General features: G+C 62.3%; 31 protein-coding genes and 2 tRNA genes. 16 read left to right on the forward strand and 17 right to left on the reverse strand.

The features are described from left to right. Positions 1 to 86: 86 nt before the first annotated feature. Positions 87 to 512, forward strand: coding sequence for a translational machinery protein (locus tag H1B27_RS29735; RefSeq protein ID WP_197968512.1), 426 nt, complete (start codon positions 87 to 89; stop codon positions 510 to 512). 59 nt (positions 513 to 571) lie between these two features. Here H1B27_RS29735 and H1B27_RS29740 read toward each other — a convergent pair whose 3' ends face one another. Further along, entirely contained in the window at positions 572 to 766 is a 195-nt protein-coding gene (locus tag H1B27_RS29740) for a hypothetical protein (RefSeq protein WP_197968513.1), read from the reverse strand. Positions 767 to 1,101: 335 nt separating this feature from the next. On the opposite strand from H1B27_RS29740, the gene H1B27_RS29745 reads away from it, so the two are divergent. Continuing rightward, on the forward strand, positions 1,102 to 1,260 hold the full coding sequence (locus tag H1B27_RS29745; protein ID WP_197488755.1) for a hypothetical protein: 159 nt from the start codon (positions 1,102 to 1,104) through the stop codon (positions 1,258 to 1,260). Between the two features lie 141 nt (positions 1,261 to 1,401). On the opposite strand, the gene H1B27_RS29750 is transcribed toward H1B27_RS29745, so the two are convergent. The 4 genes from H1B27_RS29750 to H1B27_RS29765 all read right to left on the reverse strand — a co-directional run bounded on the left by H1B27_RS29750 (position 1,402) and on the right by H1B27_RS29765 (position 3,817). After that, positions 1,402 to 1,478, reverse strand: a tRNA-Pro gene (locus H1B27_RS29750). Between the two features lie 112 nt (positions 1,479 to 1,590). Then, positions 1,591 to 2,076, reverse strand: a complete 486-nt coding sequence (locus H1B27_RS29755; RefSeq protein WP_061881879.1) for a DUF192 domain-containing protein — start codon at positions 2,074 to 2,076, stop codon at positions 1,591 to 1,593. A gap of 116 nt (positions 2,077 to 2,192) precedes the next feature. After that, positions 2,193 to 2,855 (reverse strand): cold-shock protein, encoded by a 663-nt coding sequence (locus tag H1B27_RS29760; protein ID WP_061881880.1) that lies wholly within the window; start codon positions 2,853 to 2,855, stop codon positions 2,193 to 2,195. 200 nt (positions 2,856 to 3,055) lie between these two features. Beyond that, the gene (locus tag H1B27_RS29765; protein ID WP_197968514.1) at positions 3,056 to 3,817 is read right to left on the reverse strand and encodes an SIR2 family NAD-dependent protein deacylase; all 762 of its coding nucleotides are present in this window, start codon (positions 3,815 to 3,817) and stop codon (positions 3,056 to 3,058) included. A 255-nt stretch (positions 3,818 to 4,072) separates the two neighbouring features. On the opposite strand from H1B27_RS29765, the gene H1B27_RS29770 reads away from it, so the two are divergent. Beyond that, entirely contained in the window at positions 4,073 to 4,237 is a 165-nt protein-coding gene (locus H1B27_RS29770; RefSeq protein ID WP_162832225.1) for a hypothetical protein, read from the forward strand. A 79-nt stretch (positions 4,238 to 4,316) separates the two neighbouring features. Here the strand turns inward: H1B27_RS29770 and H1B27_RS29775 are convergent, their stop codons facing one another. Next, positions 4,317 to 4,604: a hypothetical protein gene (locus H1B27_RS29775; RefSeq protein WP_197968515.1), complete on the reverse strand. Its 288-nt coding sequence runs from the start codon at positions 4,602 to 4,604 to the stop codon at positions 4,317 to 4,319. Between the two features lie 45 nt (positions 4,605 to 4,649). On the opposite strand from H1B27_RS29775, the gene H1B27_RS40375 reads away from it, so the two are divergent. Together H1B27_RS40375 and H1B27_RS40885 are read left to right on the forward strand one after the other, a co-directional pair. Further along, positions 4,650 to 5,117 carry a hypothetical protein gene (locus H1B27_RS40375; protein ID WP_246515800.1) on the forward strand — a complete coding sequence of 156 codons (468 nt, stop codon included), beginning with the start codon at positions 4,650 to 4,652 and terminating at the stop codon, positions 5,115 to 5,117. 83 nt (positions 5,118 to 5,200) lie between these two features. After that, the gene (locus tag H1B27_RS40885) at positions 5,201 to 5,329 is read left to right on the forward strand and encodes a hypothetical protein (RefSeq protein ID WP_061881883.1); all 129 of its coding nucleotides are present in this window, start codon (positions 5,201 to 5,203) and stop codon (positions 5,327 to 5,329) included. Between the two features lie 124 nt (positions 5,330 to 5,453). Here H1B27_RS40885 and H1B27_RS29785 read toward each other — a convergent pair whose 3' ends face one another. From H1B27_RS29785 to H1B27_RS29790, 3 genes are all read right to left on the reverse strand, one after another. Continuing rightward, positions 5,454 to 5,651: a hypothetical protein gene (locus H1B27_RS29785; RefSeq protein WP_197968516.1), complete on the reverse strand. Its 198-nt coding sequence runs from the start codon at positions 5,649 to 5,651 to the stop codon at positions 5,454 to 5,456. Positions 5,652 to 6,260: 609 nt separating this feature from the next. Continuing rightward, complete coding sequence (locus H1B27_RS40890; RefSeq protein WP_257187419.1) at positions 6,261 to 6,395, reverse strand: hypothetical protein; 135 nt, start codon at positions 6,393 to 6,395, stop codon at positions 6,261 to 6,263. 517 nt (positions 6,396 to 6,912) lie between these two features. Next, positions 6,913 to 7,209 (reverse strand): HU family DNA-binding protein, encoded by a 297-nt coding sequence (locus tag H1B27_RS29790; RefSeq protein ID WP_018323108.1) that lies wholly within the window; start codon positions 7,207 to 7,209, stop codon positions 6,913 to 6,915. Between the two features lie 408 nt (positions 7,210 to 7,617). Between H1B27_RS29790 and H1B27_RS29795 the strand changes: the two genes are divergently transcribed. Both H1B27_RS29795 and H1B27_RS29800 read left to right on the forward strand, forming a co-directional pair. Beyond that, on the forward strand, positions 7,618 to 7,920 hold the full coding sequence (locus H1B27_RS29795) for a hypothetical protein (RefSeq protein WP_131868552.1): 303 nt from the start codon (positions 7,618 to 7,620) through the stop codon (positions 7,918 to 7,920). Positions 7,921 to 7,994: 74 nt separating this feature from the next. Continuing rightward, on the forward strand, positions 7,995 to 8,195 hold the full coding sequence (locus tag H1B27_RS29800) for a hypothetical protein (RefSeq protein WP_197968517.1): 201 nt from the start codon (positions 7,995 to 7,997) through the stop codon (positions 8,193 to 8,195). A gap of 527 nt (positions 8,196 to 8,722) precedes the next feature. Here the strand turns inward: H1B27_RS29800 and H1B27_RS29805 are convergent. Further along, positions 8,723 to 8,950: a hypothetical protein gene (locus H1B27_RS29805; RefSeq protein WP_028182153.1), complete on the reverse strand. Its 228-nt coding sequence runs from the start codon at positions 8,948 to 8,950 to the stop codon at positions 8,723 to 8,725. Beyond that, positions 8,944 to 9,177: a hypothetical protein gene (locus H1B27_RS29810; protein ID WP_197968518.1), complete on the reverse strand. Its 234-nt coding sequence runs from the start codon at positions 9,175 to 9,177 to the stop codon at positions 8,944 to 8,946. Before H1B27_RS29810 ends, H1B27_RS29805 begins: the two co-directional genes overlap by 7 nt. An 89-nt stretch (positions 9,178 to 9,266) precedes the next feature. Here H1B27_RS29810 and H1B27_RS29815 point away from each other — a divergent pair, with 89 nt between their 5' ends. Further along, entirely contained in the window at positions 9,267 to 9,458 is a 192-nt protein-coding gene (locus H1B27_RS29815; RefSeq protein WP_061881887.1) for a DUF3072 domain-containing protein, read from the forward strand. A 58-nt stretch (positions 9,459 to 9,516) separates the two neighbouring features. After that, positions 9,517 to 9,669: a hypothetical protein gene (locus H1B27_RS29820; protein ID WP_156505331.1), complete on the forward strand. Its 153-nt coding sequence runs from the start codon at positions 9,517 to 9,519 to the stop codon at positions 9,667 to 9,669. A 45-nt stretch (positions 9,670 to 9,714) separates the two neighbouring features. Here H1B27_RS29820 and H1B27_RS29825 read toward each other — a convergent pair whose 3' ends face one another. Continuing rightward, the gene (locus H1B27_RS29825; RefSeq protein ID WP_197968519.1) at positions 9,715 to 9,978 is read right to left on the reverse strand and encodes a hypothetical protein; all 264 of its coding nucleotides are present in this window, start codon (positions 9,976 to 9,978) and stop codon (positions 9,715 to 9,717) included. A 223-nt stretch (positions 9,979 to 10,201) separates the two neighbouring features. Next, positions 10,202 to 10,876 carry a transposase gene (locus tag H1B27_RS29830; protein WP_197968520.1) on the reverse strand — a complete coding sequence of 225 codons (675 nt, stop codon included), beginning with the start codon at positions 10,874 to 10,876 and terminating at the stop codon, positions 10,202 to 10,204. A 324-nt stretch (positions 10,877 to 11,200) separates the two neighbouring features. Here H1B27_RS29830 and H1B27_RS29835 point away from each other — a divergent pair, with 324 nt between their 5' ends. Beyond that, positions 11,201 to 11,965, forward strand: coding sequence for an outer membrane protein (locus H1B27_RS29835; protein ID WP_197968521.1), 765 nt, complete (start codon positions 11,201 to 11,203; stop codon positions 11,963 to 11,965). A 391-nt stretch (positions 11,966 to 12,356) separates the two neighbouring features. On the opposite strand, the gene H1B27_RS40380 is transcribed toward H1B27_RS29835, so the two are convergent. After that, positions 12,357 to 12,686, reverse strand: a complete 330-nt coding sequence (locus H1B27_RS40380; RefSeq protein ID WP_311977158.1) for a helix-turn-helix domain-containing protein — start codon at positions 12,684 to 12,686, stop codon at positions 12,357 to 12,359. Between the two features lie 251 nt (positions 12,687 to 12,937). Here H1B27_RS40380 and H1B27_RS29845 point away from each other — a divergent pair, with 251 nt between their 5' ends. From H1B27_RS29845 to H1B27_RS29860, 4 genes are all read left to right on the forward strand, one after another. After that, positions 12,938 to 13,774: a hypothetical protein gene (locus H1B27_RS29845; RefSeq protein ID WP_197968522.1), complete on the forward strand. Its 837-nt coding sequence runs from the start codon at positions 12,938 to 12,940 to the stop codon at positions 13,772 to 13,774. Between the two features lie 201 nt (positions 13,775 to 13,975). Then, complete coding sequence (locus H1B27_RS29850; protein WP_197968523.1) at positions 13,976 to 14,635, forward strand: oxidoreductase; 660 nt, start codon at positions 13,976 to 13,978, stop codon at positions 14,633 to 14,635. A 133-nt stretch (positions 14,636 to 14,768) separates the two neighbouring features. Continuing rightward, the gene (locus H1B27_RS29855; protein ID WP_028136582.1) at positions 14,769 to 15,221 is read left to right on the forward strand and encodes a VOC family protein; all 453 of its coding nucleotides are present in this window, start codon (positions 14,769 to 14,771) and stop codon (positions 15,219 to 15,221) included. Positions 15,222 to 15,509: 288 nt separating this feature from the next. Further along, positions 15,510 to 16,148 (forward strand): glutathione S-transferase family protein, encoded by a 639-nt coding sequence (locus tag H1B27_RS29860; protein WP_197968524.1) that lies wholly within the window; start codon positions 15,510 to 15,512, stop codon positions 16,146 to 16,148. 125 nt (positions 16,149 to 16,273) lie between these two features. Here the strand turns inward: H1B27_RS29860 and H1B27_RS29865 are convergent, their stop codons facing one another. From H1B27_RS29865 to H1B27_RS29875, 3 genes are read right to left on the reverse strand one after another with little or no spacing between them, the layout of a single operon-like run. Next, entirely contained in the window at positions 16,274 to 16,441 is a 168-nt protein-coding gene (locus H1B27_RS29865) for a hypothetical protein (RefSeq protein ID WP_035678397.1), read from the reverse strand. Between the two features lie 5 nt (positions 16,442 to 16,446). Continuing rightward, a complete protein-coding gene (locus H1B27_RS29870; RefSeq protein WP_197968552.1) occupies positions 16,447 to 16,692 on the reverse strand; it encodes a hypothetical protein in 246 nt (81 codons plus the stop codon). Positions 16,693 to 16,749: 57 nt separating this feature from the next. Next, a complete protein-coding gene (locus H1B27_RS29875) occupies positions 16,750 to 17,004 on the reverse strand; it encodes a PilZ domain-containing protein (protein WP_061880412.1) in 255 nt (84 codons plus the stop codon). Positions 17,005 to 17,225: 221 nt separating this feature from the next. Between H1B27_RS29875 and H1B27_RS29880 the strand changes: the two genes are divergently transcribed. Further along, positions 17,226 to 17,300 (forward strand) — tRNA-Glu (locus H1B27_RS29880). A gap of 245 nt (positions 17,301 to 17,545) precedes the next feature. Continuing rightward, a complete protein-coding gene (locus H1B27_RS29885; RefSeq protein WP_197968525.1) occupies positions 17,546 to 18,391 on the forward strand; it encodes a hypothetical protein in 846 nt (281 codons plus the stop codon). The last annotated feature ends 100 nt before the right edge of the window (positions 18,392 to 18,491 follow it).

Consider the following 18,491-nt stretch of genomic DNA (forward strand, 5'->3'; position numbering starts at 1 on the left):
AGGCGGCGCCGTCCCGCATAATGTCGCCGCGACATGCGCCGCCGCGCCGACCGCGGGCGGACTCCTCTCGCACAAGGCCCGAATCCATGCCCTCTCATTTCCATGCCGTGATATGGATCGACCACTCGCAGGCCAGGATCTTCCATTTCGGCCTCGGCGGCTCCGACGAAATCACGCTGCATCCGCACCTGGCGACACGCCATCTTCATCACAAGGCCAATGCGATCGGCAGCGGCCATGCAGCTCCCGACAAGGCGTTCTACACTGAGGTGACCAAAGCCGTCGCCGATGCCGGCGAGATCCTCATCATCGGTCCGGCGAGCGCGAAGACGGAGCTTGCCGACCACATTCACGCGAGCGCCCCCGATCTGGCCAAGCGGATCGTCGCGGTGGAAGCGGCCGATCATCCTTCGGACGCCGAGATCGTCGCCTATGCGAAGCGTCACTTTAAAATGCCGCTGCCGCGCGTGCAGACACCGGGCTCGGCAACAGGCGAGCGGCACTCGGGTTAGGACTGCACGGCCTGAACAGCCCGGGGCGCGATGATGTCTCGTCCCGGTCTCACCGCGCTTCAGGCCGCCTCTTCGCTGTCGAACTCGGTGAATTTCTTGTAGATCCAGTCGCGGCCGTCGCGGCGGCGCCAGACCTTGCCGACCACGAACTGCCCATTGATGGAGCGGCGCGGCACGATCACCGTCCAGAGGTGCCAGATATCGGTCCAGCTCGACTGCGGACCAATGGTCTTGAGGTTGCGATCAAGAGACATGTGGCGGAACTCGCTGGCGCAGAACTCAACCGATGGGCGCCGCGGCGAACCGTGACCTGTGGTCGCACGGATCGAAGGCCGCCCATCGCGAGCCGGGACAGACCTGATAACAGCCACCCGGACGGCCGCAACAAACGCTCGCCTTTAACCTAACCGATCAACCTTACTTCTTGGGATGGAGCGGCGCGACCGGTTGTAAGCCGGCGCCAAGTTTTCTAGACTACACGTGATTTGAGAACGAACGCTGTTTCAGACGCACGTTGATTTTCCAGCTGACGTCGAACTTTGAAAACGACCGGACGTTTGGAAATCATCGACGTGCCGGGATGACAATAATGAAACTGCAATGCGCATCTCTGCGCCTCGCGCTGCGAGTGATGCCGCCAGCGTCAGTGGTGAAGACGCCGCCGCAAGAGCGGCCGAACGCCGCCAACGACAACGAGGCGATCTGGCCGCTGGTGCCGTTTCCGCCCGGCTGGCACGCGTCGAACTGACCGGCCCGGCCGGAAAAGCGCAACGCCGCGCAAGCGCAATATCATCGCTTGGCGGCGTCCGTTAGGCATTGGGCGCTGAAATCCCCAACACACATATGTCGGTGGCGACGCCCAAAGGTTCGACGAGGTCAACGTCGGGACTGGTCGGGGCAGCTGGATTCGAACCAACGACCTGCAGTACCCAAAACTGCCGCGCTACCAGGCTGCGCTATACCCCGAATGTCCGGCGAGCCCCGTCGATACACGCTTCCCAGGGCGCCAGCAAGCTTCAGAAGGCGCCAGCAAGCTTCCAGAAGGCGCCAGCAAGGCCCGCAATCGCCTCGCCCGGCCCTATTTGCTGCCGAACAGGGGGTGGCCGACGCGGTCACCGGGGCGGATGCCGTACTTCTGCGCCGTTCCTGCCACCACCTCCAGCACGGCCCGGGCCGGGCCTCGGGACGAGATGATCTTGGTCGACAGCGGCTCGGTGTTCTCGGCGATGCGCAGGATGCGGCCGTCGGCGCGGATGAAGATCATGTCGAGCGACACGTACGTGTTCTTCATCCACATCGACACCTCCTGCTCGGGATTGAAGTCGAACAGCATGCCTTTGCCGTCCGCCAATTCCTTGCGATACATCAGGCCGGTCTGCTTCTCCTCCTCGGTCGTCGCCATTTCCACCGAGAAAACCTGCACGCCGTTCTTGGTGACGATCTCGAGCGGCTGGAAGCTGGCGGCGCCGACGGGCGCGCTGGCGAGGACACAGCCGATGATGACGAGGATGGCGGCAAGCCAGCCCTGCGCAGCGGACCGGGCGGCCTTTCGATCAGAATTCATGGGGCTCTCGAGGCGTGGGGGACTGGGCAAGTCCTTACGCGGCGGCCACCGGAAAGGAAAGAGGCGCGCCGGCCAGCCGGCACGCCTCTGCTCACGATCGCGAGAACTGGTTGTGTTCAGTGCGACTGCAATCCCGGCGATCCAGTCTCGGGATGGATCTCGGCCGCCATCATGCCCTTGGAGCCGGGCCCGAAGCGGACCAGGACGTACTGGCCCGGCCTGAGTTCAGTCATACCGAAGCGGCGCAGGGTCTCCATGTGCACGAAAATGTCGGGCGTGCCCTCGCCGCAGGTCAGGAAGCCGAAGCCGCGCAGCCGGTTGAACCATTTGACCTGGGCCCGTTCCAGCCCGCTGGTCGGAGTGACCGTGACGTGGGTGCGCGGCGGCAGCATCTGCGCCGGATGGATCGCGGTCGACTCGTCCATCGAGACCACGCGGAAGGCCTGGTAACCCTTGGTGCGCTGAATGCACTCGACGACGATGCGGGCGCCTTCATAAGCGGTCTGGAAGCCGTCGCGCCTGAGCACGGTCACGTGCAGGAGCACGTCGGGCCAGCCATTGTCGGGAACGATGAAGCCATAGCCTTTGGAGGCATCGAACCATTTGATGACGCCATGGACCTCGACGAGATTGGCGCTGGCCTCGCCGAGCCCGCTGAAGGGGCTGAGCCCGCTGTCGCGGCCGGCACCGCCGTGCTCGCCCGGCGTCATCCGCCCAGGCGATACTCCCTGCCCGGGAACTCCAAGCTTCTTGGACTCAAATCCGTCCGACGACCCCATAACCCCGGACCCCACAGTGCCATGCCATCCGCCACATTGGCGGCGCTCGAATCACGCGTCTTTTGAAAATCTTCTCAACTCGACGCGACGCGAATCTTCCGACTCAAAAGATAACACTCCCGGTTGAGAGGCATAGACAAAAAAGAGATTCGCCGGAACCTATGAACAGCTTGCATCGCAGCGAATCAAATTGATTCGTCTCAATTGCCGACGAAGGGACCGAGCGTCTCGCCGATGTCGTGATGGATGACGAGGTCGGCGACGTCATCCTGCTCGGTCGGCTCGCGGTTGATGATGACCAGACGTGCACCGGCGCGCTTGGCCATGAGCGGAAAACCCGCGGCCGGCCAGACCACGAGCGAGGAACCGATCGCGATGAAGAGGTCGCAGGATTGCGACAGCGCGGTCGCACGCTGCATTTCGTCGTCCGGCATCATCTGGCCGAAGGAGATCGTGGCGGTCTTCACCGGCTCGTCGCATGCCGTGCAATTGGGCGCCGCGCCATCGTCGTCGAAACGGCGCCTCACCCAGTCGAGCGGATAGGCCTGCCCACATCCGATGCAGCGCGCATAAGTAGTATTTCCGTGAAGTTCAACCACGTGCTCGCTGGCGAAGCCCGAGGCTTGGTGCAGATTGTCGATGTTCTGGGTGATCACGGCGGGAACCTTGCCGGCGCGGTAGAGCGAGGCCAGCGCGCGATGGCCGCGGCCGGGCTTCGCTGCGGCAAATACCTCCTCCATCGCGAAGCGGCGGCGCCAGGCTTCGTCGCGCGCCTCCGGGCTCGCGACGAATTCGTCGAACGGGATCGGACGGTTGCGCGTCCAAATTCCGCCCGGCGAGCGGAAGTCGGGAATGCCGCATTCGGTCGAGATGCCCGCGCCGGTGAACGGTACGATGGCCCTCGCCTCGGCGATCATGTCGCCGAGCCGCTCGACGCCGCTCTGAAGATCCGATGCGATCAATCGCGCCTCCCGACTCGTTTGGCCTGACAGCAATATGCACAAGCGACAAGATCGCTGACGTATTTATCAAGCGCGAACGCAACACGCTCGGCAACTTTTTCTCCCGGTCTTCGCTTATCACAATCCTGCAATGCCGCCTCCCCATTGACGCCCCATTCAGGAGCGCCAATGGATGTGTTGACGCGACTCAACGTGATTGCGGCGGCAGCGCTTGAGTTCAGATACGCACATACTCAGGTGTGGAGGGGATTTCACATGACCGAAGACGAAGAACGCAAAGCGCGCGAGCGCGATGAGATCGCCGCCCGGGTCGCCGCCTTCCGTGCTACGCAAGAGAAGTTCAAGCGCGAGCGCGAAGAATACTTCGTGTCGACGCTGGAGAACGCCCGCAAGGTGGAACGGCCATCGCTCTGGCCCTAGCATCGTCGCGCAGGCAAGCGCGAGGAGTTGCGAATGAAAAAAGCCCGGAGCAACGCTCCGGGCTTTTCGCTATTGGCGGCTACCAATGGCGCCAGTGGTGATGGCGGTAGTACGGCCCGCCGCCGTAATAGGCGTACGGACCCGGCCCGTAATAATAGCCCGGGCCGCCATAATAGCCGTAACCGGGACCGTAATAGCCATACGGTCGGGAGGCTGCGACCGCGCCCGCGGTGATGGCGCCGGCGGCAAGCCCGAACGCGAGGCCCGGGCCGATGCCGCGACCGCGCGCCTCGGCCGGCGCAGGCGCCGCGACGGCGGTCACGCCGACGGCCGCGATCGTGGCCAGAACTGCCAATGTCTTCTTCATGCTCCTCTCCTTCGCGTCTTCGCGGGATAACCGCGAGCGCCCGCGATGGTTGCGCAACCCGCGGAAAGCCGGCGCGGTCAAAAAGCGTTGATGCGCGGGGAACGAAATCGCCGGACGCGAATTGGTTTTCCAAGTGCGGGAGCCTCCGCCATCCGGGTTGAGGCAACAGCACGAAGACCCCGTCAGTATCTCCGCGATGCTGGCGGGGTTTTTCAGTTAACGGGAGCCAATGGCAGCAGAGCGCAATTGCTGCCAGCGGGGCGGACGATCGAGGAGGAATTTTTGCCATTAGCCGCTTTGCTGGCCCGTATCCGCAGGTTGGTTCCCAGATCCGACGATCAGCACTACGACGAGATCGTCCGCAGCTTCGGTGACGGCACACTGCGCCCACCGCCGACGCCGATGACCGACGGCGAACTGGCGCGGGCGATCGCCGAGTTCCTGAAGGAGCAGCCGTCGAGCAAATCCGTCGCGGTCCTTGGCCGCCGGCTCGACCCCTCCTCTCCCGTTTGAGTTCCTTTCGGGAGTAGGGAACCAGGATTGCGCGCGGACGTTGAGTCCTTCCTTACGCTGAGCGGAAGGAAAAGAGGTCCGACATGCCCGCGTGGCTCGAAGTCTTGCTCAACCTGTCCGGCTATGCCGGCTTCGTGGCGCTCGCCTCTCGCGGCGGCGTCGCTTGCCCGCAGGCGCCGGCCGACGATCGCATCTACGGCGACGAACGCTAAAGCATGATCCGGAAAAGTGCGCAGCGGTTTTCCCTCGCGACAAACGCGGAACGCGTTTGCGCGGAGATCATGCCCAAACAACAACCTGAAGCGCGATGACAGTTGATCCCAATCACATCGCGCTTTAGTTGGCGTGCGCCGCCTGGCCCGCCGTGCGCACCAGCCTGACGGCCTTGACCGCCACGCGCGTGTCCTCGGCCTGCGGCCGCAGCGAGAAGCTGATCACCACGAAAGCGAGACAGAACAGCGTGCCGACGACGGCGACGCGCCGGTAGGTGTACCGGTCGCCTTGGTAGAAGGACGGCGTCGAAAAAGGCGTCATGACAAAATTGCTTGTTGGCAAAGTCGCTTCTTGCTTCTTGCCAGACACCTACCCCACCCCGCGGCAAGCGCAACGCGATTGGGCTTTTAACCTAACCGAATAGGGTTATCGGCGTCCGCACAAGCACTCGTTAGGCACATCAGAGGCGGCGCCTCTGCCGTCGGGACAGGCGAAAGACCGGCCGACTTTGTTCCGGCTTCGACTCCATTTCGTTCTCGAAGAACGAATCGGAATCGCAGAAATGGATGCGGAGCAGTTCTTAACAAACACTTTGCGACCTCGATCAGAGCAGTCCGCATCCATGGCGCCTTCCTCGCCTCGCGCTTTCGGAGAAGCCACGCGCGGGGGCCGGGCATCACTCCGTCTCTTTCCGACTGCGGGGCGCATCGCCGCCGCGAGGCGCCCCCTGTTCTGCATCCGACTCCATTTCGTTCTCGAAGAACGAATCGGAGTCGAGAAAACCGGTGCGGAGCGAATCCTAACGATCGATGAAGGCGCGAACTCTCGCACCTTCGGCTGCACAGCTCTTCGGCGCCAAACTCTTCGGCGGTAAATCGAGCGCGAGCCGATGGAGCACGATCGCCGGTTGCCGCGTGTCGTCGACGCCGATCAAGCCGCCCGCTTCGTCTTCTCCTTGGAGAAGCATTCGAGGATCTGGATGCGGAGCTCTTCTGCGGCAGGCCCCTCGAGCTTCCTGAGCTCGTTCCAGAGCCTGATCACTTCGCGCTGTTTTTCGACAGTCATGAGTCACCTCCTAAAATGTCTCCCAAGGCGACCCGCACTAGAACAAAGAGGGAACAAAAAGTCCAGCCCCTCCGGTTAAATTTCACTGGCCTCGCGTTGAACCTTTTCCGAGCGGCACAGACTTACGGAAGCTGGGGATTTCAGCGCCCAGTCACACGGCAGCGCCGCCTGACGAACATACTCCGTCACCGCGGCGCTGTTGCTTTTTAGATTTTCAACCTTAAGTTTGAAATACGGTTGGCGGCCAGGCGCTGAAATCCCAACGCCGTCAGCCAAGAGAGCCCCGCGCGAAAGCGCGGGGCTTTTCTCTTGAAGTCGGTGTGATCTCTTGAAGGCGACGGGCGCGGATTGCATGCCAGCGAAGCGAAGCCTCGCCCTTGCGCATCGATCGGCTGAAATCCAGCGGGCCGGCAACGGTGCAGCGCAACCGCTCGGCCCTTTGGAAGCCGGCATCGCGAGCTTCGTCGTGGAGACGCGATGATCTGCGAGGTCTGTGAGAACGAAAGTCGCTTGCGCCTCAGACGGCGTCCTTGGCGACCTTCAGCGGCGAGGCCTTGACCGATTTGCTCGCGGGCTTCGCCGCAAACTGCATCGGCTCCTTGGTGAAGGGATTGACGCCCATGCGCGCTTCGGTCGCCGGCTTGTTCACGACCGACATCTTCACGAAGCCGGGAATGACGAACTCACCGGACTCGTTGAGCTCCTTGTAGCCGACCGTCGCCATGTACTCGATCACCGACTTCACGTCGTTCTTCGAAAGCTGCGTGCCCTCGGCAATTGCATCGATCAATTGGGTCTTCGTCATCTTCGCCATGTCTGAATTCCTTTGAATGGGGGGCGCGAGCAATTCCCGGAGAGGACGCGGCCGGACCGCGGGGGCGCGCTGCTGATTCATGCCAGAGGTCATGAAGTGTCCGGGCTTAGAACCCATCGAGGCCGAAAACGCAAGCACGGGTTCGCAAGGACTCCCTTCCTCCTGTGAACGATCCCCGCTCTCTTTTTGACCATTCGGCTGCTGGCGCGCCTTAGGATTGAAGTCCCTGAGCCTCCCCTACCAGAGAGCCCCGCTGCCCCCAGGCGGGGTTGGGCTGTTGCGACTCTTCTTGATCCGCCTGCCGGGTCACCTGCACGTGAAATCTGTGGCGCGGCCGGCGTTGTTGACACTTCGGTAACCTAACGCGGCCAAGCTTCAATCAGGTCTGTTGCGTTGGAGTACCCCACAGTGCTGGATTTTGACGAGCTGCGTGAACTCGCGGCTGATGTTCGTATTTTTGTCGAGGTCGCCGAAGACAAGGCCGAAGCGCTCAGGGCCGTCATCGCGGCTTACGACGTCGTGCTGGCGATCTTCCCCACTGAAGAGGGCATGGGTCTGCACGTCATCAAGGGCCGCGAAATCCTGGACGGGATTGCGAAGTCGCGGACGCATGCGATGTACAGCCACACCGCCATCGCCGTTCCCGACCTCGCACATGCAGAAGCGCTCAAGTTCCTGACGACCCCTGTCGACCACCGGATTGCGGCCTGAAGCATCATCCGGAGAAGTGCGCAGCGGTTCTCCCTCGCGACAAACGCGGGAACGCGTTTGCGCGGAGATCATGCTTGAACAACGACCTGAAGCGCGATGACGATTCACAGTCGCATCGCGCCTTGGTCGCTGGTGCGAACGTGCCGGTCTCGCCGCGAGGCACGACCGATGTGGCGCGCGCTCAGCTCGCGAATGAAGCCATATGCGTTCGCCCGGCAAGTCCGGCTGCGGATTTTCTTTTGAACTTTCTGCCGGCTCGCGCGTCTTACAGTTGAAGCGTCCCCAAGCTTCACCCCCGACAGAGAACCCCGCTTCCCCCAGGCGGGGTTTTCGCTTTTTGGCGCGCTTGCGCTGCATCGGCTCGCCCGGAATTTCAAGCCTCTCTTTGCCGTTGACCCGGCTTCCCTCCCGAAGCACCTTTTCGGCGGGCAGGCTTTTGAGGAGGAGTTATGCCGAAAACCCTTGTGGAATTCAGAGCGCAGAACCTTCGTTTGCTGGAACGGCTTTATCCCGATGATCCCAGATACATCCAGGCCTGGCTGAAGCAATTCGACGAGCAGAACGGGATCACCCCCGAAGCACGTCCAAAGTCCCGCAAAGCGCGAAGGACTTCTCCGCCGAGGAAGGTTGCTTCGCCCGGTCGGACCAGGTCAGCGCCCTCCTCCTCGGTCTCGCCACGCTGATCGGCGCAACGACGAGCGCGCATGCTTCGTTGCTGCGTGCTCCCCGTCGTAACGGGAGCGGCGACACCGGCGACGTGCCCCGATGCGATGCACGAGCAACGATACGAGGGCGCAGCCGATCACGGAATATCCGCGGCCTTCCGGCTGTCGCCGATTGAAACCGGCTTGTTCAAAAAATACTCGCGGTTGCCCGTCGCGGCCTCTGCGTACTGGTCGATGGCCACGATGATGGCCTGGACGTGGGCGTAGCACCACCCTTCCCGTGTCGCCTTTCTACGAACGTCCTCGAGCGCGGTCAGGAAGGGCGACAGTTCTCTCTCGTCGTCGAACCAGCGCCTGCTCACCATGTCCTCCCGCCGAGCACCCTGCCCTTGTTGTGATGCGGCTCTGCGCTCCTCAACGCGTCACGCTGGGCGCAGAGACTTTCAACCTTCGCCTCCATCCGAGACAGCAGCGCTTCGGCCGAGGCCGTCCCGACGCCCGCCCGCTGCAGCTGGAGGATCTCCTTCCTCTGCCTGCCAATCTGGATGCGCATCCGTTCGATCTCCCGCCTGACAAAGTCCAGGTCCGGCATGTTCAGCCCTCGCGATTTGAGTATGGTTGAAGAGAACAAAAACGGAACGAAGAGTCGAGTCCGACGTTTGACGGAAAAGGAGATTTTCGATGGCGGACAACACCCGGAAGGAACCAAAGGATTGGGTCTCCGGGGACGACCCGATGACGGGAGCCCAGGAATCCTACCTCAAGACCCTCGCCGAGCAGGCGCATCAGGACCTGCCCGAGGAGGAACTGACCAAGGCCGAGGCCTCGGAGCTGATCGAGGAGATGCGGCAAAAGGCCGGGCTGGAGCGGTGACCCGTATTCTTGCGGGAATCCGGAGCCATGTGTATGCAAACGAAATTGGGAATCGAAAATGCCTTATTTCGTTTGCGCCCGCGACGGAGCGGGCCAGATCATTTTGAAGCGCGACACAAGGGAAGCGGCCGAGAAGAAGGCCGCCGAGCTCCGCGACATGGGCTATTTCGAAGTCGAGATCGTCGCGAAGGGTAACGAGAAGGCGGCATGACGCTCGTCTGATCCGCCTTCGCGCTGCTCACTCGGAGCCAGCGCTTCATGCTTCCCTCAGCGCCTTGAAGGCGCTGAGAATGACGAATGCACCCAGACCGTAGGTCAGCGCATTCACGCCCCACGAGATGGCTATGCCGAGGAAGGTGGATCCTCCGACCGCTCCCCAGAAAAAATAAGCTGCGGTGATGCCCGGCCACTCCAGCGAGAGGAACGCGAAGTCGGTCAGCGGCTCCAGGACAAGGAGCACCGTCGAGATGAGCGCCCCGATGGCCAATGCGATGATGAGGCTCGCTTTAACGGAGTACATCAAAATCCCAGCAGAAAGCGGCCCACGACAAAGCGTGCAGCACGGCCATGAATCTTCGTATCGAGCCACCCACAGATGGCCACCCCAGCATGTCTCAGCCAGCCACCAACGAGGCACCTGACGAGGTCAAACAGGAGTTCTGCAACGAGTGCGGCCATGCCTTTAGTCGGCGCCACCTCTGGCGGGGTTCAAGGGTGGAGGGAATTATTACGGTGACAGTGCACTAAATACCCCCCTCCTCCACCGACGGCTTCGGCCCGCGCTTGGCGGGCTTCAGGACGCGCCCGGTCTGACGTTCGAGACGAGCGAGAAAGCGGCTGTCTCCGAGCGGCCGGCCGATGCTCTCGGCTGAACGCAGGGCGTCGAACAGATCGTCTTCCGGTTCGGTCGCCAGCAAATCGGCGAACTCTGGAAAACGATCGCGGATCGGCGCCAGCGCGGTCACGCCGTCCTCCCTGCCGCGCAAATGCGCGCGCGTGCTCGACCAGCGCCAGTCCTGTGCCCGCGCTACCTGCCGCGCCCGCACCGGATTGAGCGACACGTAGCGCAGCGCCGCCGCAAGATGCTCTTCGTCCATGGCAACGGCGCCGAACCGGCCCTGCCAGAAATGACCGGTACGCTTACGTCGCGCATGGATGATCCCGGCGTAGCTGCGGTGCACGCGCGAGAGCGCACGCCGCAGCCCGTCGGGATCGGACGGCACCAGGATCAGGTGCACGTGGTTCGGCATCAGGCACCAGGCCCACACCTCGACCCCGGCATCCCGGCAATTCGCCGCAAGCAGGTCGCGATACAGCGCATAGTCGCCGTCCTCGAAGAACGTGCGCCCCCGGCCATTGCCGCGCTGGGTGACATGGTGGGGGTGACCGGGAATGACGACACGAGCGAGACGGGCCATGCCGCATCATGGCCGTGAAAGCGGCCGGCGTCAAATTAAGTGCACTGTCACCGTAATTGTAATTTCGCGCGACAGACGCTGGAGCCAACCGTCGCTTTGGAGCTTTCGTTTCAAGATCGCCATCGAATGTGTCGCTCGGCGGCAACAGTTGGACGCGATGTGAATGTCTTCCTGCACTGAATTTCAGCTGTAATGGCGGGCGGCCCTTCCTGAAATCGAAGCGTAACATCAGCCCGTCAGGACGGTCTCTGGTCCTCGAACGTTCGCCGGCTAGAGCAAGTGTCATCGGGCGTCGGGACCGCAATCAACATGCAGGACGTCGTTATGCTCAAGAAACTGATCGTCGCTTTCGCTCTCATGAGCCTCCCGGGCCTCGCCGTCGCGGCGGACCTACCGGTTCGGTCTCAGATGCCGCTGAAAGCCCCTCCTCTGCAGCAGCAAGCGTTTTCGTGGACCGGCTTCTATATCGGCGGGAATGTTGGCGGCGCGTTCGACAACTCCGACCGCGTCGACGTGACCGGTCTCGCAGGTCCCGGCTCACTCGACCTTCGCAGTAAGAGCGACGGCGTCACGGCGGGTGGCCAGTTCGGCTACAACTACGAGTTCTCGCTCGGCAATCTGAGCGGCATCGTGATCGGTGTCGAGGCCGATGCGGCCTACACCGATCTGTCGGGCAGCCTTCCTATTGCTGCCGGGCCAGGCGCCACGGTGAACCTCAACAGCCGGCTGGATTATCTCGGAACGATTCGCGGCCGGCTCGGCTACGCCTTTGACCGCCTCCTGGTCTACGGGACCGGCGGTTTTGCCTATGGCACCGTCGAACACAGCGCCGACTTGAATGGTGCCAACTTCGCGAACCTTAAGACCACCGAGACCGGCTTCACCTATGGCGGCGGCTTCGAATATGCGCTGCCCGTTGACGTGTGGCTTCACATGTCTAGCACCAGCGCCGTCACAGTGGGTGCCGAATATCTGCGCTACGAGCTTGATGACAACAGCTTAAATTTCGCGGTTGGAGCCACTGCTGCGTCGATCAAGCTCAAGGATGTTGGCAACCTCGCCCGGGCCCGGATCAACTATAAATTCTGATCGGCCGCGAACCTGGGTGCTGGTTCCAACCTGTCATCGTCGGTCCCGCAGGGCCTCGCCTTCGGCCAGTCCGATGGACAAACACCGGCGGTCGATCTGGTGACCACGTCAGTTCAGAGGGCCACGGCGCCTGGATGCCGCGGCTCTGCTCAGCTACCGATGGTCTTGCGGTGGCCCTCAAGGTAGCCGCGCTCGGCCGGGGTTGGTCGGTCCATCCCCTCACATAGCACGGTGCCAGAAGGGATAGAGTGGGAAGGACGACCGGCCTTCTCGATCCGCGCGGCCTGCTCGGGTTTGAGCACAAGATCGATTGAAGCGAGGTTCTCGGCAAGTTGCTCCTCGGTGCGCGCCCCGAGCACGATTAGAGCCGATACTGGGACGATCACGCACATTACGGAGGCAGTGCACCAAATTTCGCATTACGGTGACAGTGCACTAAATTTCCGGATCTCTCCGTCGGGTTTCGGGGCCGGGCTTCGCCGACGATGCTGATTGAGTGCACTGTCACCGTAATTTTGCGAGGGCCGGGCTTAGGTCCTGGCTTCCGGTTCAAACCATCCGGGCCATCGGCCTTCCAGGCCTTGATCCAGTCATGGAGAATCTTGCGGGAGATCCCAAGCTCCCGGGCCACAGGGAGGACGCCTTCGCCCCGCTCAACCCGCTTGATCGCCTTCAATTTGTACGCCGTCGGAAACTGACGCTTCTTTCCTCGTCCTGCCACAAGTCATCCTCGAAATGCCTGTCACTGTAATTATCGTGTCTCACTTCAGGGGTGCAGTCCAGCACTGTCACCGTAATCCGAAGCTTGAGGCCGCTCGCGAGCGCTCCGCGAAGGTCATTGAACGGCGCGCGAACGACCGAGGGCCGGCGATCACCTCAGAGTAGAAAGCCGGCCCGGGCGCTATCGCATTGCATTGCAGGGTGTTAAGCTCCGCATCGCTCCACGTGCCTCAAGGTCGCGAGGACACAACCATGCAGCTCGATCGCCGGTTCGCCGATTACGGTTTGACTGGTGGGCTCTTTCTTGTTTGTCAGTTAGGTCTCCTTTGGGCTTTAGGGTATTGGTTCCCGGTTCTCAAAGAACTTGAGAAGCTTTGGTTGCCACCCAACAATTCCCTACTTGCGCCCATCACTGCGGGATTTGCTGGCGCGCTTGCTGTGATTGCCGTTTTCGTGGTGGGACTCGTGCTTGATCTACTGGCGTCCTATTTTCGAAACTTGGAGATGCACGTCTTCACAACTCACCTCCACTATAATCGCGACTGGCTAAACGGTCTATTTGAAGCGAACAAGGTCTACTGCGGGAAAGACTTCGAACCCTTCCAGCGCATGCAACAAGACCTGCTGTCCCGATCGCAACAAGGCCTTGGCGACGTCCTTATGATCCTTAAACTATGGAAGCTTGAAAGCAGACGCACTTATGTGGAGCTCGCGAAGGCCCTCTTCGGACGGATGCCATCTCAGTATCAACGGCTATGGAGCTTCCTCATATCCTACATCGCGGTGCAGTCTGGATCATCTACGCAGCTAAGTTTGATGACTGATGAATATTCGCTGTGGCGAACGGCACGGGCAATCGGGCTCGCCCTGTTCATATTTGCGGCCGAGGTCTTTCTTATTCCGGTTTACTCAAATGACGCATCGATGTTGACATTTTTCTTTGGTGCGCTGTTTTTTCTGTTCGGCATGATTTTCTCTATGTACATCACGCATGCAACCTATAGCCGGCTGTGTTTCACATTGTTCTCGCTGGTGTACGTCATCTACGACAAGCAGCTTCACGCGAAGAAGGATGCGAAGATCGCTTAGACGATCGCACTATCGCGTGCCCTGCCCCCACAAGCACAACCGCAACCGTTTGTGACAGTGCTGGACTAAATAGGTGTCCGGCATCAAATATCGTCGTCCCGCACTGCGGGAGTTTAGTGCACTGTCACGGACGGCTCTCGGGCACCACCTCCCCTGACTCTCAACAAGCGATCCGGGAATCAACGCAAAACGGTGGCTTGAATGAAAACCGCACTTGTCTTCGGCGCCACCGGCTTCATCGGCTCACATTTGCTGCGCGACCTGTTGGACAGTCCCGACTATTCGCGGATCGTCGCGGTGGCCCGCAAGCCGCTGGCGGTGAGCCATCCGAAGCTCACGGTGCTGATCGGCGATCTCGCTTCCCTGCCCGCGCTCAAGCCGCAACTGGTTGCGGACGAGATCTTCATCGCGCTGGGGACGACGCGCAAGCACACGCCTGACGAGGCCGAGTACTACAAGATCGATCATGATTATCCGCTGTTGGCGGCCGAGATCGCCAGGGCGAACGGCGCGCGGTCGGTGTTTCTGGTCACGGCCGTTGGCGCCAACGCCGCTTCCAGCGTGTTCTATCTCAGGACCAAGGGCGAGGTGGAGCGGGACATTCTCTCGCTCGATTTCGAGCACACACATATCTTCCGCCCCTCGATGATCCTCGGCGAGCGCGACGAGGACCGCCCGCGTGAACGCCTCATCATCGCGATCTGGAGCGTGCTCAATCCGCTGCTCGTTGGCCCGGCCGACCGGTATCGCGGGCTCGCCGGGAACGACATCGCGCATGCCATGGCCAAAGCCGCGCGGCATCAAACGGAGAAGACGCGAATCTATCATTGGAAAGAGATGACGGCACTGCTTCGAACGTGATCCGGTCCGAGCCGGACCGGCACCCCTCACGCACATTTGCCTCGGCCCCCTGCCCCTCCTCCCCGTTTCCTGCTATCTCACACCCGCCGGCACCGCCGCCCCAAAACCCTCCACCACCCAGGGAGCAACAACCATGCGATACCTCCACACCATGCTGCGCGTGCGCAATCTCGATGTCGCGCTGAAGTTCTATGTCGATGCTTTCGGTTTGAAGGAGGTGCGGCGGATCGAGAACGACAAGGGGCGCTTCACACTGGTGTTCCTGTGCTCGGCGGACGATCTCGAGGCGCTGAAGAAGCAGCCGCCGACGCGCGGCGCGCCGCTGGTCGAGCTCACCTGGAATTGGGACGAGGAGACCTACGGCGAGGACCGCTTCTTCGGCCATCTCGCCTATGAGGTCGACGACATCTATGCCACTTGCGAGAAGCTGATGAAGGCCGGCGTCACCATCAACCGGCCGCCGCGCGACGGCAACATGGCCTTCGTCCGCTCGCCGGACCTCCACTCGATCGAGCTGTTGCAGAAGGGCGATCCGAAGCCGCCGCAGGAGCCCTGGGCGTCGATGCCGAACACCGGTCATTGGTAGGTCTTCGCGCGGGAACAAGCGCTCACGGCCCGCGTTCATCTTCCAGTGAGGCAATTGGAGGAGGATGCGATGGCGAGAGGGCTGTTGCTGTGGATGCTTGGCGTGCCGATCCCGGTGATCATTCTGTTGTGGCTGTTCTTCGGCCGCTGAGCGTCAGGTTGAACTTTGCAATGAAAGCTCCGCCGCGTGCGGAGCTTTTTGCATGAGGGGCGCGCCGCAATCGCGCATCGCTCCGAGCGGCGAATTCCGCTATCACCCGCAGCAAGCGACAACGCGGGGAGACGCTTCATGCCTGGGACCAAGCTGACGATCTGGGGCCGTGCCAATTCGGTCAACGTGCAGAAGGTGCTGTGGTGCCTGACCGAGCTCGGCCTCGCCTACGAGCGCATCGATGCCGGCATGCAATACGGCAAGACGCGCGAGGCCGAGTATCTGACGATGAATCCCAATGCGCGGATCCCGACGCTGGTCGAGGGCGACTTCGTGCTGTGGGAGTCCAACTCGATCATGCGCTATCTCTGCCTCGCGCATGGAAGCGGCACGACGATCTACCCGGAGGCGCCGAAGCAGCGCGCCTCGGTCGACCGCTGGCTCGACTGGACGCTGTCGACCGTGCAGCCGGTCGACCGCCCGGTGTTCTGGGGCATCGTGCGCACGGCGCCCGCCGAGCGCGACATGATCCAGGTGCAGCGCGATGCCGATGCCGCCGCCGAGGTCTGGGCCATCGCCGACCGCCTGCTCTCATCGCGCCGCTTCATCGAGGGCGATGCGTTCACGCTGGCCGACATCGCGATCGGGTCCTATGCGCGGCGCTGGCTCGGGGTCGAAGGCATCAGCCGGCCGGTGCAGCCGCACCTCACCCGCTGGCTCGCCGAGCTCGGCAAACGGCCCGGATTTGCACAATTCGTCGCACCGCCGATGTCGTGAGCGCCGGCAGGGTGCAAGCTGCGGCGATCGCGCGAGGAATCGTCGTGCTGGCGCGCTGCTCCGGCGTCACGGCAGCACTTGACGGCTACTGTGCATGGGGTTGTTTTCGCAGTTTTGTCGGGGCTTCAGCGCCAGCCGCGCTCGACCAGCAGGACGGCGATGATGAGCACCAGCGTCACCACGGCGGTCGCGAGCCGGGCCGTCCAGCTCAGGCCGCGGCCGACCCACCACAGCAGCGCGCAATACATCATGATGGGAACGATGAGGTCGAGCCGCAGCAGGTCCGCCGGCATGGCCGTTAGCGCCTGACGCTGGTGTCGATGCTGATCGAGCCACCGACCTTCACGCAGGTCCCGGTGCCCTCGACCATGACGAAGCGCGGGCCGTAGGAGGCGCAGGAGCCCGCCCTTGCCTTTCCGGCGGCGCTCTTCAACGGCAGGGCGTTGCCCGCTTGCTGCCGTTCGGCGGGCGGGAGGCGGAGGCTCTCGGCCGCGGCCGCAGGCGTGGCCAGCAACGAGATCAGGATGAGGAGCAGCGTACGCATCGCCGCCTTGTAGCCCGGACCGGCGGGGCGCGCCATCGGGGGCGTTCGCGTCCGCGATCAGATGAACCTGACGCCGGCCGACTTGCCGCGGCGCCAGACCACCTGGCAGCTCCGCCCGGTGCGCGCGTCGCGTGCGAAGGCCATCCGGATCACGCCCGGAAGCTGGCTCGCGTCCTCGTCCAGCGTGATTTTCGCGCCCGTGTCGGAGATGTCCTGGACCAGGCAATGCCGCGCGGCGAAGCCGCCGTCGAGCGTGATCCAGGCGTGCTGCGACAGCAGCTTGCGGGCGGCGCGCTTTTTCGGCGGTGGCATTGGAAAATCTCCCGCTCCAGCGCTACGCAGGGAACCCTAACAAACCGTTGAAATCGACCCCGATGCCTCCCGGCCCGCGCTATCCACGGGCGCCAAAAGTCCGTTCCCGAACGGCTTGCCCGGGAGCGCAAAGGCCACTATACGTTCGCCCGCTGCAAGCCGCCGGGCGCTGTTCGGCCGGCCAGCGGCCGTGCCGCGGCAAGCGGCGGGGCCCTGCGTTTGCTCCCTTCGTCTATCGGTTAGGACGCCACCCTTTCACGGTGGAGAGAGCGGTTCGATTCCGCTAGGGAGCGCCAAAAAGCACCCAAAGTCATAGCGATGTCGGCAGGTTGGACAGACCACCAGGCGACAAGACCCAGGACGCCAAGAGCCGGTCCGAGCTGATCAACGACCTGCGCAGGCAGATGCGGGAGGTGCAAGAGAAGGCCCGCAAAGCTTACCGGGAGATCAGGCGGCGGCAGCAGACGCTCGGCCTGCGGACACATTGTTTCTGCGCAGAAACTCGGCTACCGGTGCGGTTTCAATCTATGGATCCGCAGCGATGACGGCCCGGGGGCTCACGTTCATCTACGTTGAGTATGGCGACATGGAGCGGCTCCAATTGGAGCTGAGGTACAGTCTGTCGACCTTGCTATATTGGGGCCGCCCCTTCCCTTTGGACGTTGTCGTCTACACTGACAAACCATATCGCCACGCGGATTTGCCGGTTCGGCTGGTCGACATTTCCAGCAAGATTTCGGAGTTTTCCCGCGACGGTCTCTACCATCACCGCATCAAGCCATGCGTCCTCCAGAAGGAAATGGAGACCAGCACGAACTATTGCGTCATGGCTGATACCGACACCTTCTTCCGCGAGGGATTCTTCGAACGTCTGCTGGCCTCGCTGAGATCCGGTGCTGTAGCCGTCGATCGCCGTCACGGCCGCGATCCCATGCCCCAGCTCGCGGGGTTCGCAACCAGTCTGCCTAATGCAGGTCCCTATCGCTACGATCCAAAGCTCGCCGTTGAATACAACAGCGGGCTCACGGCCGTTGATCCGGAGCGGCATCTTCCGGTGGTGCAGGATGCCATAGCATGGATCGACGCCGTGCTCGACCATGGCGCACGGCAGCTCACCATCGAGCAGATCGCCTTGTCCGAGTGCCTGCGTGCCCACGCGATTCCCATAGCGACGATGCAACCCACTTTCGGGCACTACTATCGGGTCGCTCACAAGCGATACATGCAGTGGCAGCTGCGACGCTGGAAGGAAACGGACGGCCGGCTGTTCTCACCGCAGCCAGGAACAATCCCGTACACGCGACTTCGGGTGAGGTGGTTCAGGATCTTCGCCAAGATCAGTACGATGCTCGGGCGCAATGTCGAGACGCAGACCCGGTGGAGATGAGCCGTCGAGTTCACGGTCGGCGCCAAAAGACCAGTGAGACGATCGTGACCAGTGGGACCAGCACAGCGGTGACCCTGCCAACCCATCTGGCCATTCGCTC

Origin of the sequence: Bradyrhizobium diversitatis (assembly GCF_016031635.1) — a bacterium.
Taxonomy (GTDB): domain Bacteria; phylum Pseudomonadota; class Alphaproteobacteria; order Rhizobiales; family Xanthobacteraceae; genus Bradyrhizobium; species Bradyrhizobium diversitatis.

Bases quoted from the DNA above. Each gene is read 5' to 3' on its own strand.
- H1B27_RS29735 (WP_197968512.1), top strand. From the start codon at position 87: ATGCCCTCTCATTTCCATGCCGTGATATGGATCGACCACTCGCAGGCC.
- H1B27_RS29740 (WP_197968513.1), bottom strand. From the start codon at position 766: ATGTCTCTTGATCGCAACCTCAAGACCATTGGTCCGCAGTCGAGCTGG.
- H1B27_RS29745 (WP_197488755.1), top strand. From the start codon at position 1,102: ATGAAACTGCAATGCGCATCTCTGCGCCTCGCGCTGCGAGTGATGCCG.
- H1B27_RS29755 (WP_061881879.1), bottom strand. From the start codon at position 2,076: ATGAATTCTGATCGAAAGGCCGCCCGGTCCGCTGCGCAGGGCTGGCTT.
- H1B27_RS29760 (WP_061881880.1), bottom strand. From the start codon at position 2,855: ATGGGGTCGTCGGACGGATTTGAGTCCAAGAAGCTTGGAGTTCCCGGG.
- H1B27_RS29770 (WP_162832225.1), top strand. From the start codon at position 4,073: ATGACCGAAGACGAAGAACGCAAAGCGCGCGAGCGCGATGAGATCGCC.
- H1B27_RS29775 (WP_197968515.1), bottom strand. From the start codon at position 4,604: ATGAAGAAGACATTGGCAGTTCTGGCCACGATCGCGGCCGTCGGCGTG.
- H1B27_RS40375 (WP_246515800.1), top strand. From the start codon at position 4,650: ATGGTTGCGCAACCCGCGGAAAGCCGGCGCGGTCAAAAAGCGTTGATG.
- H1B27_RS40885 (WP_061881883.1), top strand. From the start codon at position 5,201: ATGCCCGCGTGGCTCGAAGTCTTGCTCAACCTGTCCGGCTATGCCGGC.
- H1B27_RS29785 (WP_197968516.1), bottom strand. From the start codon at position 5,651: ATGACGCCTTTTTCGACGCCGTCCTTCTACCAAGGCGACCGGTACACC.
- H1B27_RS40890 (WP_257187419.1), bottom strand. From the start codon at position 6,395: ATGACTGTCGAAAAACAGCGCGAAGTGATCAGGCTCTGGAACGAGCTC.
- H1B27_RS29790 (WP_018323108.1), bottom strand. From the start codon at position 7,209: ATGGCGAAGATGACGAAGACCCAATTGATCGATGCAATTGCCGAGGGC.
- H1B27_RS29805 (WP_028182153.1), bottom strand. From the start codon at position 8,950: ATGGTGAGCAGGCGCTGGTTCGACGACGAGAGAGAACTGTCGCCCTTC.
- H1B27_RS29810 (WP_197968518.1), bottom strand. From the start codon at position 9,177: ATGCCGGACCTGGACTTTGTCAGGCGGGAGATCGAACGGATGCGCATC.
- H1B27_RS29815 (WP_061881887.1), top strand. From the start codon at position 9,267: ATGGCGGACAACACCCGGAAGGAACCAAAGGATTGGGTCTCCGGGGAC.
- H1B27_RS29820 (WP_156505331.1), top strand. From the start codon at position 9,517: ATGCCTTATTTCGTTTGCGCCCGCGACGGAGCGGGCCAGATCATTTTG.
- H1B27_RS29825 (WP_197968519.1), bottom strand. From the start codon at position 9,978: ATGTACTCCGTTAAAGCGAGCCTCATCATCGCATTGGCCATCGGGGCG.
- H1B27_RS29830 (WP_197968520.1), bottom strand. From the start codon at position 10,876: ATGGCCCGTCTCGCTCGTGTCGTCATTCCCGGTCACCCCCACCATGTC.
- H1B27_RS29835 (WP_197968521.1), top strand. From the start codon at position 11,201: ATGCTCAAGAAACTGATCGTCGCTTTCGCTCTCATGAGCCTCCCGGGC.
- H1B27_RS29845 (WP_197968522.1), top strand. From the start codon at position 12,938: ATGCAGCTCGATCGCCGGTTCGCCGATTACGGTTTGACTGGTGGGCTC.
- H1B27_RS29850 (WP_197968523.1), top strand. From the start codon at position 13,976: ATGAAAACCGCACTTGTCTTCGGCGCCACCGGCTTCATCGGCTCACAT.
- H1B27_RS29855 (WP_028136582.1), top strand. From the start codon at position 14,769: ATGCGATACCTCCACACCATGCTGCGCGTGCGCAATCTCGATGTCGCG.
- H1B27_RS29860 (WP_197968524.1), top strand. From the start codon at position 15,510: ATGCCTGGGACCAAGCTGACGATCTGGGGCCGTGCCAATTCGGTCAAC.
- H1B27_RS29865 (WP_035678397.1), bottom strand. From the start codon at position 16,441: ATGCCGGCGGACCTGCTGCGGCTCGACCTCATCGTTCCCATCATGATG.
- H1B27_RS29870 (WP_197968552.1), bottom strand. From the start codon at position 16,692: ATGCGTACGCTGCTCCTCATCCTGATCTCGTTGCTGGCCACGCCTGCG.
- H1B27_RS29875 (WP_061880412.1), bottom strand. From the start codon at position 17,004: ATGCCACCGCCGAAAAAGCGCGCCGCCCGCAAGCTGCTGTCGCAGCAC.
- H1B27_RS29885 (WP_197968525.1), top strand. From the start codon at position 17,546: ATGACGGCCCGGGGGCTCACGTTCATCTACGTTGAGTATGGCGACATG.